Raw genomic sequence first — 15,307 nt, 5'->3', positions numbered from 1 at the left:
GGACGTCATTTCAATACACCCTGGCCTTGGGCGCGATCTTGGCGAGACTGATGCCGCCGTCCTTTTCGGCCAGCAGCGGTTCGGTGTGCACCGGACGATAGGAGAGCGTCACCTCACCGGTCTCGCTCAGATGGGCGAGCGTGTGCTTGCGCCAGTTGGCGTCGTCGCGGGCCGAGAAATCCTCCCGCGCGTGCGCGCCACGGCTCTCCTTGCGGGCCTCGGCGCCGTAGACCGTGGTGATGGCGTTGGCCATCAGGTTTTCCAGCTCCAGCGTCTCCACCAGGTCGGAGTTCCAGATCATCGAGCGATCGAAAACCTTTATGTCCTTGAGCTCGCCCCAGATCTGCGAAATGCGCTTGCAACCGTTCTCCAGCGATTCCTGCGTGCGGAACACCGCCGCGTCTTCCTGCATGGCACGCTGCATCTTTTCGCGCAGAACCGCCGTCGGCGTCGAGCCGTTGGCGTGGCGCAGCCGGTCGAAGCGATCCATGATCTTGTCGACCGAGGCCTGGTTGGGCGACGGGATCGCCGACTTGCGATCGATGACCTGGCCAGCGCGGATCGCCGCCGCGCGTCCGAACACGACCAGGTCGATCAGCGAGTTCGATCCCAGCCGGTTGGCGCCGTGCACCGAGGCGCAGCCGGCCTCGCCTACCGCCATCAGGCCGGGCGAGACCTGATCCGGATTAAGGATCGTCGGGTTGAGTACCTCGCCCCAGTAATTGGTCGGCACGCCGCCCATATTGTAGTGCACCGTCGGCAGCACCGGAATCGGCTCCTTGGTGAGGTCGACGCCGGCGAAGATCTTTGCCGATTCCGAGATGCCGGGCAGCCGCTCGTGCAGCACCGCCGGATCGAGATGGTCGAGGTGCAGGAAGATATGGTCCTTGTTCTTGCCGACGCCGCGGCCCTCGCGGATTTCCAGCGTCATGCAACGCGAGACGACGTCGCGCGAGGCGAGGTCCTTGGCCGACGGCGCGTAGCGCTCCATGAAGCGCTCGCCCTCGGAGTTGACGAGATAGCCGCCCTCGCCGCGCGCGCCCTCGGTGATCAGGCAGCCGGCGCCGTAGATGCCGGTCGGGTGGAACTGCACGAACTCCATGTCCTGTAAGGGGAACCCCGCCCGCGCGGCCATGCCGCCGCCGTCGCCGGTGCAGGTGTGCGCCGAGGTCGCCGAGAAATAGGCGCGGCCATAGCCGCCTGTCGCCAGCACAACCATCTTGGCCGAGAAGCGGTGGATGGTGCCGTCGTCGAGGTTCCAGGCGACGACGCCGGTGCATGTGCCGTCCGGCTCCATGATCAGGTCGAGCGCGAAATACTCGATGAAGAACTGCGCGTTGTTCTTCAGCGACTGGCCGTAGAGCGTGTGCAGGATGGCGTGGCCGGTGCGGTCGGCGGCCGCGCAGGTGCGCTGCACGGGCGGGCCATCGCCGTAATTCATCATGTGGCCGCCGAACGGCCGCTGGTAGATCTTGCCCTCTTCCGTGCGCGAGAACGGCACGCCGTAGTGCTCGAGTTCGTAGACGGCGGCCGGCGCTTCACGCACCAGATATTCCATGGCGTCGACATCGCCCAGCCAGTCCGAACCCTTGACGGTGTCGTACATGTGCCACTGCCAGGAGTCCGGGCCCATGTTGGAAAGCGAAGCGGCAATGCCGCCCTGCGCCGCCACCGTGTGCGAGCGGGTCGGGAAAACCTTGGTGATGCAGGCGGTGCGCAGGCCCTGTTCGGCCATGCCCAGCGTAGCGCGCAGTCCCGCACCTCCGGCACCGACGACCACGACGTCGAATTTGTGGTCGACATAGGTATAGCCTGCCGTATTGGCTTCTTTCGCGTTCTTGGCCAAAACGTCAGCCTCCGAATGCCAGTTTGAGCAGGGCGAAGAGCGAAGCCACGCCGACCGCTACGGTGAAGAAAGTGTTGAGGGCGATCAGCGCCAGCTTCATGCCTTCGCCATGCACGTAATCCTCGATGATCACCTGCATGCCGATCCGCATGTGATAAAGCGGCGAGATGAGCACAAGGGCCATCATCAGCGCCACGAACGGGTTGGCGAGCGCTGCCCGCACCTCCGCATAACCGGCGCCGTTGAGCGCGACCAGGAACCCGGTGAAGAACAGGATCAGCGGGATGTTGGCGATTGCCGTGAGGCGCTGGCGCCAGAAATGCCCGGTGCCTTCGCGGGCGGACCCCAGGCCGCGGACTTTCGCCAGCGGCGTGCGCATGTCGGTCTTTCCAGTGCTCATGGTCAGGCTCCTCGCGCCATATAGCCGGCGATCCAGATCAGCAGCGTGAGCAGGACCGAGCCGGCCAGGGTCGCCCAGGCGATCTTGGAGGCGGTATGCTTTTCGAGACCGGCGCCGGTATCCCAGATCAGGTGGCGCACGCCGCCCAGCATGTGGTGCATGAGCGCCCAGGTGTAGCCGAACAGGATCAGCCGTCCGAGCCAGGTTCCGAAGGCCCAGCTCACCCAATCGAAAGTGGCTTGCGAGCTCGCCGCCGCCATCAGCCATATCGCGACTAGGAGCGTGCCGAAATAGAGCGCGCCGCCGGTGATGCGATGGATGATCGACATCGTCATGGTGATCGGCGGCCGATACACGCTGAGGTGCGGCGAAAGCGGCCGTTCACGTCTGGCGAATTCGCGGGTGGCTGGTGATTTGCTCATGGCTCCCCCAGTTCGGCGTTCCTGGAGCCTCAGGTGGAAATGCGGCATTGCCGCTTCCGGTTGCGACTTCGGACAGCCGGTTTCTAATGCTCTTTTTGCACCGCGTCAAAGCCGGAAAACCGTTTCGAAAACGTAATTTAGTCTGATTAAAAGGCAGGTCCGGGCTTCAATCGATTAGGCGTGACGATGCCAAGCCGGCCCGTTCTCGCTGCGGTGCAGCATATATGTGGCGGCGCGGGCTTCGGCTCAGCGGCAGGTCAGCGGCGCCGAGCCCGCCTTCATCACCAGCGCCTCGCGGCCGTCGATCACGATCGCGTCATGTGCCTCGTTAACCATGTTTATCAAGACATGGGTGAGAACCGCGCCAGCCTCTTAACAAAGGTTAAGAAAAGGTTAATTTCCGATTCGAGGAGGCTTTGTCTCCAACATGGAGGACGCCATGCGTTCGAATTCGGGCAGATCGCGCCTTGCGGCGCTCACAGTGGCGGTATTGGCCGTCGGCTTCGCCGCGCCGGCGCTGGCGGACGGACGCCACCAGGATCGGGTCTACGCCGATTCCTTCGGCAATCTCGTCATCGACAGTGCCGCCGGCTACAAGCGCATCCTCGTCGGCGAAGGCAAGCTCGCCAAGCAGCTGTCCGACTATACCAGCGCCGGCCAGCCCAAGGTGATCTACGAGAACGGGGCTGAGGAGATGTCGGGCTATGGCGACTGCTATCGGCCGCCGGTGTTCGTGAAGGGGCGCAGTTATATGTATGGCCTCTCCGACGGCGAAATGCCCGAGCTCAGCCCCTGCCGCTGAACAGCGCCACGGCCTCTGGCCTGGCTGGCCCGGCGGAAGCGCGCACGCAGTCGCGCCCGGCATCCTTGGCCTGATAGAGCGCTTCATCGGCACGCCGCATCAGATCGGAAAAATGCTCGCCGGCATGAAGCTCGGCGACGCCGAAGCTTGCCGTGCAACGATTGTCGGCGGGGAGCCCGTCGATGGGCAGCGTCCCGAAGGCGCTGCGCGCGCCTTCGGCGAACAGCCGCGCGGCGGCAAGGTTGGTGCCTGGCAGGATGATGGCGAACTCCTCGCCGCCTATACGACCGGCGACATGGTGGTCGGCCGCGGCCTCGCGCAGGAAGCGGGCAAAGGCCTCGATGACCCGGTCGCCCGAGGCATGGCCGTAATTGTCGTTGATGGACTTGAAGCGGTCGAGATCGGCGATGACCAGCGCGACTGGGACGCCCCGGCGCGCCGCTTCCCCCAGCGCCCTCTCGGCGTGATGCTCGAAGCCGCCGCGGTTGAGGAGCCGCGACAGCGTGTCCGTTTCCGATTTCGACGTCGCCTCGGCGAGCACGTCGCGCACCAGTATGGCCAGCGCCAGCAAGGCCAGCGCCACGCCGAACACGGTGCCGAGCGATTGCGATACCAGGGCATAGCTGGTCTGCAGATAGGATTGTGGGGCGGCGCCGCGGCCGCCAAGCGCATCGGCGATGAATGGCTTGCTGGCGAACTGCATGGCGCTGGCCGCCAGCACCGCCATCAGCATCCGATCGAGCCGGCCACGCCTTTGCCTGGACGACCAGACAATGCCGAACCCGGTAAGCTGCATGACGGCGTAGGGCAGTTGGTAGGCCATCTTGCTGACTAGGGACTGGCGCGGCAGATCCTGGGCGAAATAGACCGCGACAGACGCAACGGCCAGGATCAGGAGCATCGCCGACCAGGGCGGCGTCACGCCGTATCTATGCGCAAGCCCGCCGTTGAAGGCGATGGTGGCGCCAAGGAAAACGGCAAAGGCTGCGACGACCACCAGCCGCGCATTGTCGAAGGCGGGGATGCTGAATTCCACGACGAAATAGGCCATGCCCAGCACATAACCGAACGCCAGCCAGCGTGCCGAGACGCGTCCGATGTCATAGACGGCAATCGCCATGAAGGCCGCCGCCAGCAGCCCGGCAACGAACAGATTGATGACAAGGATGAAGTCCGCGCCGCCCATGATTTCCCAAGCCCCTGACGGCAGCAAACCATCGACGGGCGAAAAAGAAGTTAACGTCAGGTCATATCGGAAGGCTCGCGCACGCCTCGGAGATTGGCCGAAGGATGGTTGCCATCGCCCTTCAGGGCGAAGCAAGGAACGAAGCGGTGCGGCGCGGGTCCTGGATGATGAAGGCGTCGGCCGATCGCCTTCAGCCGGCTTTGAGCGGCTCCGGCACGAACAGCGTTTCCGGCCGCTCATAGGACAGGCGCACGCTATCGCGGCCGTTCTTCTTGGCCTTGTAGAGGGCCTCGTCGGCGCGGCGCATCAACGGCTCCAGAGCTTCGTCGCCGCTGCGCGCCGCCACGCCGAAACTGGCGGTGACCTTGGTGCCGGGCGGAAGTCCGTCGACGCCGCCGGCCGAGTAGGCCACGCGCACGGCCTCTGCGAGCAGCCGCGCGGCGGCAAGATCGGTCAAGGGCAGGAGCACCGCGAATTCCTCGCCGCCGATACGTCCGGCCTCACCGCGCGTACCGGCGGCGGCGCGAAGCTTGGCGGCGAAGTCGGCGATCACCCGGTCGCCCGCGGCATGCCCATGGAGGTCGTTGAGCGTCTTGAAGTGGTCGAGATCGGCCAACACAAGAGCCACCGGCAATTTCGCCGCCGCGCAGCGTTGCAAGAGCAGGGCCGCCCGTTGCTCGAAGCCGCGCCGGTTGAGGAGGCGAGACAGCGGATCGGTGTAGGTTTCGACCTTCAACGCCTTCATCACGTCGAGCGCGGCGGCGGAGAACAGGCAAAGCGCGATCAGCAGCGACAGCAGCGCATGCGACAGCAACGCCGTCGTCCAATAGGATGATGTATAGAGCTCGTCATAAGTCGCGAAAGGCCCGTGCGCGACGATGACGGCAAGGGTGCGCACGAAGAAATTCAGCCCCGCGAGCAACGCCAGGACGAACAGGATATTTTCCGTCGGGCCATTGCCACGCACCTTGCGCAATTCGGCGGCCGCCACCAGGCTGATGCCGCCGAGCGCGAAATTGATGACGAGGACCCGCCATGTCAGGTCCGGCTGGACGAACAGGAACCAGCAAAAGGCGGCCATGCCGCCGCTCGCCAAGACGCAAAGCCCGGCATAGGGCACTCGCTGGCCATGCCGCGCCACGATCGCGCCGGCCAGGCAGGATCCGGCAACGCAGAAGCATAGGTTGGAGAGCAGCTTCGACGGTGCCAGGCCAACGGGCAGCGTGAAATGCTGGAACAGGAACCCGGCCGCCGCAAGCGAATAGCTTACCGCCAGCACGGCCAGATAGGGACGGTGGCGCTGATAGAACCAAAGCACGAGGAACGCCGCGCCAAGGGCCAGCGCGATCGTCGGGTTTAACAACGCTATCAGCAGGCCGGTGTCCAAAAGACCGTGACTTCCCCTCGCTTGACGTCAGGGAAGACCTTAGGGCGCAAGCCCAAACAAGCGGTTAAGCGAAAGCGAATATGCGTCACGCTGGTGCGGAGCGTGACGTGGAACCGGCGCGCCGGACCTGCGTTTGTCCAGCGCAGAAGAGGAACCGATAATGGCCAATACAATCACCCTGACCGATCACGAGGCAATCCGTTCGTGGGCCGCGTCGCGCGCCGGCTTTCCGGCCATTGTCGACGTGTCGCCCGAAGCCGGCACGCAGGCGATGCTGCGGCTGGTATTCGGCCAGCACGCCTATGAGGACGAAGACCAGCCGGAGCGCCCGATCAATGCCGGAGGTTATGAGCTGGTCGAGTGGGACGAATGGTTCAAACTCTTCGATGAACGCGGGCTGGCCCTGGTGGTCGCCGCCGAAGAACCCGGGCGCCGCGAGCAGTTCCACGAGATCATCCGCCGCGACGACCGGTGAAGCTCCAAACATGCTCTGAACGCTCAAGCAGAAGGCCCGAATCGCATCGCGATCCGGGCCCTTGCGTTTCGATCGAACCAGCCGCGATTTACTTCCAGTCGCGAATATCGACGAAGTGGCCGGCGATCGCCGCCGCCGCAGCCATGGCCGGCGACACCAGATGGGTGCGCCCCTTGAAGCCCTGCCGGCCCTCGAAATTGCGGTTCGAGGTCGAGGCGCAGCGCTCATGCGGCTTCAGCCGGTCGTCGTTCATGGCAAGGCACATCGAGCAGCCCGGCTCGCGCCAGTCGAAGCCGGCGGCGAGGAAGATCTTGTCCAGCCCTTCGGCCTCGGCCTGTTCCTTGACCAGGCCGGAGCCCGGCACGATCATGGCGTTGACGCGCGGATTGACTTTTCGGCCCTCGACCACCTTGGCGGCGGCGCGCAGATCCTCGATGCGGCCGTTGGTGCAGGAGCCGATGAAGACACGGTCGAGGGCGATGTCGGTGATCTTCGTTCCCGGCGTCAGGCCCATATAGTCGAGCGCGCGCTGCTTTGAGGTGCGCTTGTTTTCGTCGGTGATGTCTTCCGGGTTCGGCACAATCCCTTGCACCGAGACAACATCCTCCGGGGAAGAGCCCCAGGAGACGATCGGCGGCAGTTTGGCCGCATCGAGCACGATCACCTTGTCGAAATGCGCGCCTTCGTCGGATTGCAGTGTCTTCCAGTAGGCGAGCGCGGCGTCCCAGGCGGCGCCCTTGGGCGCGCGCGGCTTGTCCTTGACATAGGCGAAGGTCGTCTCGTCAGGTGCGATCAGGCCGGCGCGCGCGCCGCCCTCGATCGACATGTTGCAGATCGTCATGCGGCCTTCCATCGACAGCGAGCGGATCGCCTCGCCGGCATATTCGATGACATAGCCGGTGCCGCCGGCGGTGCCGATCTCCCCGATGATGGCGAGGATAATGTCCTTGGCGGTGACGCCTTCCGGCAACTGGCCGTCGACGCGCACCAGCATGTTCTTGGCCTTACGCTGGATCAGCGTCTGCGTCGCCAGCACGTGCTCGACCTCCGACGTGCCGATGCCGTGCGCCAGCGCGCCGAAGGCGCCGTGGGTGGAGGTGTGGCTGTCGCCGCAGACGATGGTCATGCCGGGCAAGGTGAAACCCTGCTCCGGCCCGATGATGTGGACGATGCCCTGGCGGATGTCATTCTCGGAATAATATTCGACGCCGAAATCCTTGGCGTTCCTGGCCAGAGCCTCGACCTGGATGCGGCTTTCCTCGTTCTTGATGCCGAACTTGCGCTCGGGCGAGGTCGAGACGTTGTGGTCGACCACGGCCAGCGTCTTTTCGGGATGACGGACTTTGCGGCCACTCATGCGCAGGCCCTCGAAGGCCTGCGGGCTGGTCACCTCATGGACGAGGTGGCGGTCGATATAGAGCAGGCAGGTGCCGTCGTCCTGGCGGTCGACGACGTGGTCGTCGAAAATCTTGTCATAGAGGGTGCGCGGTGCGCTCATGTGCGTAAATCCGTCGATATGAGAAAGGGAAGGGCAGACGCCGAGATGTCAGGCGAAACGAGTTGATCAGTCGGCCCGCGTAAGTCGGCTGGTCGGCGCGCCACAGACGCGCGCGGAGAAGCGCGACGGCAGGCGTTTTCTGTCCTGCAGCACGAACCCCTTGTAGGCCGGATCGCCAAAAAGCTCTTCCATGGCGGGGTAGATAGCAATGTTTTGGCTTTTCGGCAATTGGCGGTGGCTGCGCGGGACCTGGGTTCCTCGTCCTCGCGTCCACGCCTCCGGGGGATGCGCACCAAGCTTGGCGGACCCGCGGTTCAAAGCACCTCGAAGACAAACGTCTTCACCAGCGCATCCGGCTCGGCAATCGCATAGCAGCGGAACCACGGGCTTTGCTCCATCAGCCGCCATTTTCCCGTGCGTTCCAGCTCGTCGAAGACGGCCTGGAAACCACCGCTCTCGAACACCTGGTCGCGCACGGTGAAGATGGCGTGGCCGCCTTTCTTCGTGATGCGCACCAGTTCGTGCAGGCCGGAAGCCGGCGCATGGCTGATGGTGAACACGCCGGTCGAGAAGAAGGCGCGGAAATGGCCGTCGGGCCAGGGCAGCGGGCCGCCCAGCATTCCCTGCTTCAGCTCGCCATAGGCGTTGCGGCTGCCGGCGATCTTCAGCATGTCGTCCGACAGGTCGAGCCCGGCGATATCGCCGTAGCCCAGCGCCCTCAGCGACGGCCCGGACAGGCCAGTGCCGCAGCCGGCGTCGAGCAGCGGCCCTTCGCCCGCAGGCACGTGGCGCGCCACCCAGGCGGTGATGAGGAACGGCAGGAGATAACCGAGCGAGGCGGTCTCGCTGTCATAAGTCGCGGCCCATGCGGCATAGGCCTGCGCCAGGGTTTCGGGCGTATCGGCCGTATAGACCGAATCCAGCGCAGCATTGGCCTTGTCGACGTTCATGGGCATGCTCCTCCTCCAGTGCGCAACCGGAGCGTAACGCCGTCCTTGCCGAAACACTATTCCTGATGCTGGCGGCGCAGCCGCCGTTCCAGCGCCCGGAGCGCCAAAGACAAGCCGACGGTCAGGATGAGATAGATGTAGGCTGTTATCGAATAGGTCTCGAAGAAGCGGAAGGAACCGGCGGCATAGACCTTGCCCATCTGCGTGATGTCGGCGACACCGAGCACCGAGACCAGCGAGGAATCCTTGACCAGGGCGACGAAGTCATTGCCGAGCGGCGGCAGGATGGTACGGATCGCCTGCGGAAAGACGATGAGCCGGAAACGTTGCGCCCGCGTGAGCCCGAGCGCCTTGGCCGCTTCGATCTGGCCCTTCTCGACCGCCTGGATGCCGGCCCGGAACACTTCGGAGATGAAGGCGGAATAGCCGATGGTCAGCGCCATGACGGCGCGCCACAAGAGCGAGACGTCGCGCACCTGCAACTCGCCGAGATAGCCGGTGCTCTGCAGCGGCGCGGTCAGCGCGTTCCAGGCTGCGACGAAAGCCGGTGCGCCGGCAAACGCGATCCAGAACAAAAGCACCAGGATCGGTACGCCACGGATGATCTCGACATAGAAACGCGCGATCTGCCGCAGCCACTGCGAACCCGACAATCCCATCAGCGCGATGCCGAGGCCGATGATCGAGGCCAGCGCGAAGGCGACAATGGTGACGAAGACGGTGACGCCGATGCCCTTGGCGACAGTGGCGAAGACCTGGGCATAAAGATCGCTGGCGGCGATGGCGAGCGCGGCGGCCAAGGCAAGGACAAGGGCGGCGGCCAGCCACCAGGGGAATTCAGGTTTGACGGAGGATGGTGGGGGGGCCATCAGGCGTGGCCGGCGAGGTGCATAGTGCGCAAGGCAGGCGCCAAGGCGCCCCCCTCTGTCCTGCCGGACATCTCCCCCTCAAGGGGGGAGATCAGATGTCTCATCGACCTTCGCCAATCTTCATCGATGCTGCATGTGGGACGAAGGCCAAGCTGCCAATCTCCCCCCTTGAGGGGGAGATGCCCGGCAGGGCAGAGGGGGGCGTTCAAGCGCAAACTCAGCGCGAGTTCCCGCACGCGCACCGCCCGCATCAAGACGAACTACTGCCCCATCTTGTAATCAAGAAACCATTTCTTGTTCAGCGCATCGAACGTGCCGTCGGCCTTGAGCGCGGCGATCGCGGCGTTGACAGGCTTCACCAGGTCGGAGCCCTTGGGAAAGATGAAGCCGAAATCCTCGGTGCCGAGCGGGCCGCCGATCAGCTTCAGCTTGCCCTCGGAAGCGTCGACATAGCCCTTGCCCGCAGTGCCGTCCGTGAGCACCACATCGACGTCGCCAGTCTTCAGCGCCTGCACGGTGGCACCGAACGTCTCGAACAGCTTTATGCGCGGGTTCTGCTCATTGCCGTCCAGCACGCTGTAGACAGCGGTGTAGAAGGGCGTCGTGCCGGCCTGCGCGCCGATCAGCCCGTCCTTGAAGGCGCCGAAGGTCTTGGCGTCGGTGAAGCGGCTCTCGTCGCCGCGCACCAACATGAACTGTTCCGAGCGCATATAGGGGTCGGAGAAATCCACCTTCTGCTTGCGGTCGTCCTTGATGGTGATGCCGGTCATGCCGATGTTATACTGGTTGTCGGAAACCGCCTGGATCATCGCGTCCCAGGACGTGTTCTGGTACTCGACGGTGAAATTCAGCCGCTTGGCGATCTCGTTCATCGCGTCATATTCCCAGCCGATCTGTTTTCCGGTCTTGGCATCGATGAACTGTAGCGGCGGATAGGCGTTTTCCGTCACCACCACCACTTTCTTGCCGCCGAGATCGGGCAGCGCCTGGGCGAAGGCGGCAACGGGCGCAAGCATGACGGCAAGCAGGCCGGCCAGCAGCAGTTTCGATTTTGTCATGACACACTCCCCGGAAGTGAAAGCGCCCGGACACGGGCCGGGCTTGCAAAGGAATCCGGCGCCGACTTTAGCTCTCCGCAAGCGCCATGCAAGACGCTCCGCTGCGCCACGGCCGGCGAAAAACGCAAATAGATACTTTCGGCCGGGATTTTGGGAAACGATCCTTGCCGTGGCCGATCAGCCGCGCTGCGGCGCTCCGGCATCGGCCTCGCGCAGCCCGGCGACGAAGCGGGTCAGCGTGCCATGCAGCGACTTCAACTCGGCTGGGTCGAGCGGCATGCTGCAGAGCATGGCGGCGGGGATGTCCCTGGCGCGCTCGCGCAAGGCTTGGCCCTTGGCTGTCGGCTCGACCAGCACGCGGCGCTCGTCGGCAGGATCGCGCCGGCGCGTAACCAGGCCGCCGGCCTCGAGCCGCTTGAGCAGCGGCGTCAGCGTCGCCGAATCGAGGCCCAGCGCCTCGCCGAGCTCGCCCACCGTGCTCGGCGCGCGCTCCCACAGCGCCAGCATGGCCAGATATTGCGGATAGGTCAGGCCAAGCGGATCGAGCAACGGCCGGTAGAGCTTCGTCATCAATCCGCTCGCCGAATAGAGCGCGAAGCAGAGCTGGTCGCTGAGCCTTGGGACCGCGCTTGTCCCGGCGTCACCCGCCGGGACCTGGTTGGCCGTGTCTTTGGTTTTCGCCGTCATGTCGCCTTTGCCGAAATCGCCACCTCGATATTGCCCCTGGTTGCGTTGGAGTAGGGGCAGATCTGGTGCGCTGCCGATACAAGCGCTTCGGCGGCCGCCTGATCAAGACCTTTCGTCTCGGCCGCCAGGGAAACGCCGAGCAGGAAACCGCCCTGACCGTTGGGATGGAGGCTGACAGTGGCCGTCACCGAGGCATCGCGCAGCGGCAGTTTCTGCTTGCCGGCGAGAAACCGCATGGCGCTTTCGAAGCAAGCGGCATAGCCGGCGGCGAAAAGCTGTTCGGGATTGGTGGCGCCACCCTTGCCGCCAAGCTCCTTCGGCATTGCGAGATCAAGGCTGAGCAGGCCGTCATCGGTCTGGACGTGGCCGGCGCGGCCGCCGACGGCACGCGCCTGGGTCGAATAGAGTGCGGTCATATCAAGTCTCCAAAATTAATTTGTACACGATTAATTAGTGTACCGTATTATAGAAGTCAATCCCGCTTTGGAAGCCCGCATGTGGCAAAGGGCGGGCTCCGAAACGAAAAAAAGGCGGCCGAAGCCGCCTTTTTCAGAAGTCTCTGTCGAAAGCCTTATTCGGCGGCAGCGGCTTCCGCAGCCTTGGCGGCCTCGTCGGCGGCCTTCTTCTCGGCGGCTTCCTTGGCGGCCGTCTCGGCGGCCAGCGCCTGCGCGGCGGCAACCTTCTCGGCCTCGATGCGCGCCTTCTCGGCGTTCAGCGCGTCGCGCTCCTCATCGTTGAGCTTGCGGGCGCGCACGCCGGTGTTCTCCGAAATACGGGCCGACTTGCCGCGACGGTCGCGCAGATAATAGAGCTTGGCACGACGCACCTTGCCGCGACGCACGATCTCGACGCCTTCGACCATTGGCGAAAACACCGGGAAGACGCGCTCGACGCCTTCGCCGTAGGAGATCTTGCGGACGGTGAAATTTTCCTGGAAGCCCGAACCGGCGCGGGCGATGACGACGCCTTCATAGGCCTGGACGCGGGTGCGGGTGCCCTCGGTTACGCGGACCTGGACGCGCACGGTGTCGCCGGGCTGAAATTCGGGAAGCTTGCGCTTGGCTTCGATCTTGGCGGCCTGTTCGGCCTCGAGCTGACGGATGAGATCCATCTCAATAATCCACTTCTTGTTCTTCCGACAGTCAGAGCGCCCGGCGCTCGCCTTGCAGTTCCAATGACCGCTCGGCTATGCCCTTTGTTCGAAAACATCGGGCAGGGGCGACTACACCGCCATTGTTGACGGGTCCGGCAGATTTCTCCCGGTTCGGCGGGCACATACAGCTATTTCGACGCTTTGTCACGTCTTGGCCGCGTCTTTTTTGCTCGCGTGCACCATCGTATCTGTCCACTGCCGGGTTGCAAGGGCCCTTCAAGCTGCCTAAGGCGAGGCAACCATAGTTCTCGGGCGGCATCCTCATGTCCTTTTTCGACGCGGTCCTGCTATTCATGGCGGGTTTTCTTTCCGGCGCCGCCAATGCGGTCGCGGGCGGCGGCACCTTCATCACGTTCGGTGCCATGACCTTGGTCGGCCTGCCGCCGATCGTCGCCAACGCGACCTCCTCGGTGACGCAATTTCCCGGCTACATCACCTCGACGCTGGCCTACCGGGACGACATCCGCCATTTCTGGCGTGGCGCCCTGCTGCTCTGCCTGATATCGGCGCTCGGCGCACTGGCCGGCGCGCTTATCCTGCTGGCGCTGGACAATCCGTCATTTCGCGTCCTGGTGCCGTGGCTGCTGCTGGCCGCGACGGCGCTGTTCGCCGCCGGGCCGTGGCTGAAGCCCGCACCCAAGCCGGGGCATGAGGCTTCTGTGGGCTCGTTGGCCGGCTCGCTGGCGCAGTTCGTCACCGCCATCTATGGCGGCTTCTTCGGGGCCGGCATGGGCGTGATGATGCTGGCGACGCTCGGCCTGACCCAGGCCGGCGACTACCACCGCCTGAACGCGCTGAAAAACATGCTGGCCATGGTCATCGCAGCGGTCGCCATCATCGTCTTCGTCTCGGGTGGCGTCGTCGCCTGGCCGCAAGCGATCGTCATGATCCCCGGCGGCGCGTTGGGCGGCTATGCCGGCGTGTGGATCGCCAAGCGCGTGCCGCAGAACGTGGTGCGTGGCTTCGTCGTCGCGGTCGGGCTGTTCCTGGCTTTCTACTATTTCGCCAAGGGCTGAGGAGAGCCGAGCAAGTCCGGCCGCCGTTCTCGAGTCAGCTTCTCCGACTGTGCCCGCCGCCACGCCGCGATCTTGCCGTGGTTGCCCGAGGTCAGCACCTCGGGAATGGGCCGGCCCTCGAAATCCTGCGGCCGCGTGTAATGCGGGTGTTCGAGCAGGCCGTTTTCAAAGCTCTCTTCTTCACCCGACACGGCATTGCCCATGACGCCGGGCAGCAGCCGCACGACCGCGTCGAGCAGCACAAGCGCCGCCGGCTCGCCACCGGACAGAATGAAGTCTCCGACCGAGACTTCCTCCAATCCTCGCGCGTCGATCACCCGCTGGTCGATGCCTTCGAAGCGGCCGCACAGGATGACGGCGCCCGGCCCGGCGGCCAGTTCGCGCACGCGCGCCTGCGTCAGCGGCTTTCCACGCGGGCTCATCAGCAGCCGTGGCCGCAAATCGCCTTCGGGCGAGGCATGGTCGATCGCCCTGGCCAAGACATCGGCGCGCATCACCATGCCGGCGCCGCCGCCGGCCGGCGTGTCGTCGACAGTGCGGTGGCGGTCGGTTGCAAAGTCGCGGATCTGGATTGCTTGCAGCGACCATGTACCCGCCTCCAGCGCCCGCCCGGCCAGCGACAGGCCAAGCAGACCCGGAAACATTTCCGGGTAGAGCGTAAGCACGGAGGCGGAGAAGCTCACCGGTTGCCCCCGGCGTCCCTCGGGCCGCGCGGCCTGCCCTTCGGGTCGAAGCCTTCCTCGCGCGGCGCTTCGCCGTCCTCGTCCTCGACCAGTCCGGCCGCCGCCTGGTTGACGCGCACAAAACCCTCGGCGATGGACACTTCGGGCACAGCGGCCTGCGTGAACGGGATCAACACGCCCTTGCGTCCGGCCAGCGTCACATCGAGGATGTCGCCGCCGCCGAAATTGTGCACGGCGACGACCTTACCAAGGACGGCTCCCGTATCGTCCCGAACCTCCAGACCGATCAGGTCGGCATGATAGAATTCGTCCTCCTCGCCGTCATCGGGCAGCATGGAGCGATCGACGAACAGCTCCGTGCCGGCCAGCGCCTCGGCCGCGTTGCGGTCACTGACACCCTTGAAGCGCACCACGACCACGGTGTTGGCGGGCCTTATGTCCATGATCTGGAAGGCGCGGCCGTCCCTTGCGTAAAGCGGCCCGTAATCGGCGAGCGCCAGCGGATCGCCGGTAAAGGTTTTGACGCGCAATTCGCCCTTGATGCCGTGAGCGGCGCCGATCACGGCCATCTGGACAGGGTTCTGGGGCTTGCTCATGGCGCGCTTTTACCTTCGTCATCCACGGGCGGAGCAGGCGCGAAGCGACTGCGCAGACCCGAGGACCCATTCGTTACGGTGATCAAACCCACGGCAGTTCAGAAAGGCTCACGGGTTTCGTTCCTGCAACTCTCTATTTGCGGATACCCCGTTTGGCCAATCACCACGGTTTTGACTTGCCGCCGGTCGACTCCTAGCCCCACCGGATTGTCATTTCAATGACGCCTCTTCACCGCTTCCTAACCCGGCTGCCGGAAAATGACGGCGAACCGGAACGAC

At 64.6% G+C, this 15,307-nt stretch carries 17 protein-coding genes; 3 read left to right on the top strand and 14 right to left on the bottom strand.

The window, feature by feature from the left end; translation table 11 throughout:
* Positions 1-10: 10 nt before the first annotated feature.
* From sdhA to sdhC, 3 genes are read right to left on the bottom strand one after another with little or no spacing between them, the layout of a single operon-like run.
* Positions 11-1,846, bottom strand: a complete 1,836-nt coding sequence (gene sdhA / locus FJ940_RS01215) for a succinate dehydrogenase flavoprotein subunit (RefSeq protein WP_140654926.1) — start codon at positions 1,844-1,846, stop codon at positions 11-13.
* A 4-nt stretch (positions 1,847-1,850) separates the two neighbouring features.
* The gene (sdhD, locus tag FJ940_RS01210; RefSeq protein WP_140492709.1) at positions 1,851-2,246 is read right to left on the bottom strand and encodes a succinate dehydrogenase, hydrophobic membrane anchor protein; all 396 of its coding nucleotides are present in this window, start codon (positions 2,244-2,246) and stop codon (positions 1,851-1,853) included.
* A gap of 2 nt (positions 2,247-2,248) precedes the next feature.
* The gene (gene sdhC / locus FJ940_RS01205) at positions 2,249-2,668 is read right to left on the bottom strand and encodes a succinate dehydrogenase, cytochrome b556 subunit (RefSeq protein WP_140518100.1); all 420 of its coding nucleotides are present in this window, start codon (positions 2,666-2,668) and stop codon (positions 2,249-2,251) included.
* A 439-nt stretch (positions 2,669-3,107) separates the two neighbouring features.
* Here sdhC and FJ940_RS01200 point away from each other — a divergent pair, with 439 nt between their 5' ends.
* The gene (locus FJ940_RS01200; RefSeq protein WP_140654923.1) at positions 3,108-3,470 is read left to right on the top strand and encodes a hypothetical protein; all 363 of its coding nucleotides are present in this window, start codon (positions 3,108-3,110) and stop codon (positions 3,468-3,470) included.
* On the opposite strand, the gene FJ940_RS01195 is transcribed toward FJ940_RS01200, so the two are convergent.
* Both FJ940_RS01195 and FJ940_RS01190 read right to left on the bottom strand, forming a co-directional pair.
* On the bottom strand, positions 3,454-4,656 hold the full coding sequence (locus FJ940_RS01195; RefSeq protein ID WP_140654920.1) for a GGDEF domain-containing protein: 1,203 nt from the start codon (positions 4,654-4,656) through the stop codon (positions 3,454-3,456). The two genes, FJ940_RS01200 and FJ940_RS01195, sit on opposite strands and share 17 nt — an antisense overlap.
* Before the next feature lie 190 nt (positions 4,657-4,846).
* Complete coding sequence (locus FJ940_RS01190) at positions 4,847-6,043, bottom strand: GGDEF domain-containing protein (RefSeq protein WP_140524671.1); 1,197 nt, start codon at positions 6,041-6,043, stop codon at positions 4,847-4,849.
* Between the two features lie 160 nt (positions 6,044-6,203).
* On the opposite strand from FJ940_RS01190, the gene FJ940_RS01185 reads away from it, so the two are divergent.
* Complete coding sequence (locus tag FJ940_RS01185; RefSeq protein ID WP_140654917.1) at positions 6,204-6,518, top strand: hypothetical protein; 315 nt, start codon at positions 6,204-6,206, stop codon at positions 6,516-6,518.
* Between the two features lie 88 nt (positions 6,519-6,606).
* On the opposite strand, the gene leuC is transcribed toward FJ940_RS01185, so the two are convergent.
* From leuC to rplS, 7 genes are all read right to left on the bottom strand, one after another.
* Entirely contained in the window at positions 6,607-8,016 is a 1,410-nt protein-coding gene (gene leuC / locus FJ940_RS01180) for a 3-isopropylmalate dehydratase large subunit (protein ID WP_140524672.1), read from the bottom strand.
* 314 nt (positions 8,017-8,330) lie between these two features.
* Positions 8,331-8,966: a class I SAM-dependent methyltransferase gene (locus FJ940_RS01170; RefSeq protein WP_140654913.1), complete on the bottom strand. Its 636-nt coding sequence runs from the start codon at positions 8,964-8,966 to the stop codon at positions 8,331-8,333.
* 56 nt (positions 8,967-9,022) lie between these two features.
* Positions 9,023-9,835, bottom strand: a complete 813-nt coding sequence (locus FJ940_RS01165) for an amino acid ABC transporter permease (protein ID WP_140492737.1) — start codon at positions 9,833-9,835, stop codon at positions 9,023-9,025.
* Positions 9,836-10,095: 260 nt separating this feature from the next.
* Positions 10,096-10,893, bottom strand: a complete 798-nt coding sequence (locus FJ940_RS01155; protein WP_140492740.1) for a transporter substrate-binding domain-containing protein — start codon at positions 10,891-10,893, stop codon at positions 10,096-10,098.
* Positions 10,894-11,070: 177 nt separating this feature from the next.
* The gene (locus FJ940_RS01150; RefSeq protein ID WP_140518092.1) at positions 11,071-11,580 is read right to left on the bottom strand and encodes a MarR family transcriptional regulator; all 510 of its coding nucleotides are present in this window, start codon (positions 11,578-11,580) and stop codon (positions 11,071-11,073) included.
* Complete coding sequence (locus FJ940_RS01145) at positions 11,577-11,996, bottom strand: organic hydroperoxide resistance protein (protein ID WP_140492746.1); 420 nt, start codon at positions 11,994-11,996, stop codon at positions 11,577-11,579. The genes FJ940_RS01150 and FJ940_RS01145 overlap by 4 nt, the downstream gene beginning before the upstream one ends.
* 155 nt (positions 11,997-12,151) lie before the next feature.
* Positions 12,152-12,691, bottom strand: a complete 540-nt coding sequence (gene rplS, locus FJ940_RS01140; protein ID WP_140492749.1) for a 50S ribosomal protein L19 — start codon at positions 12,689-12,691, stop codon at positions 12,152-12,154.
* A gap of 305 nt (positions 12,692-12,996) precedes the next feature.
* Here rplS and FJ940_RS01135 point away from each other — a divergent pair, with 305 nt between their 5' ends.
* Positions 12,997-13,749 carry a sulfite exporter TauE/SafE family protein gene (locus FJ940_RS01135; protein WP_140492752.1) on the top strand — a complete coding sequence of 251 codons (753 nt, stop codon included), beginning with the start codon at positions 12,997-12,999 and terminating at the stop codon, positions 13,747-13,749.
* Here the strand turns inward: FJ940_RS01135 and trmD are convergent.
* Both trmD and rimM read right to left on the bottom strand, forming a co-directional pair.
* The gene (gene trmD, locus FJ940_RS01130; RefSeq protein WP_140492755.1) at positions 13,731-14,432 is read right to left on the bottom strand and encodes a tRNA (guanosine(37)-N1)-methyltransferase TrmD; all 702 of its coding nucleotides are present in this window, start codon (positions 14,430-14,432) and stop codon (positions 13,731-13,733) included. The two genes, FJ940_RS01135 and trmD, sit on opposite strands and share 19 nt — an antisense overlap.
* Positions 14,429-15,028, bottom strand: a complete 600-nt coding sequence (gene rimM, locus FJ940_RS01125) for a ribosome maturation factor RimM (protein WP_140524678.1) — start codon at positions 15,026-15,028, stop codon at positions 14,429-14,431. The genes trmD and rimM overlap by 4 nt, the downstream gene beginning before the upstream one ends.
* Positions 15,029-15,307 lie beyond the last annotated feature (279 nt).

It is taken from the genome of Mesorhizobium sp. B2-3-7 (assembly GCF_006442695.1).
Classification (GTDB): Bacteria; Pseudomonadota; Alphaproteobacteria; order Rhizobiales; family Rhizobiaceae; genus Mesorhizobium.
This window is presented reverse-complemented; position numbering and strand designations above follow the sequence as displayed.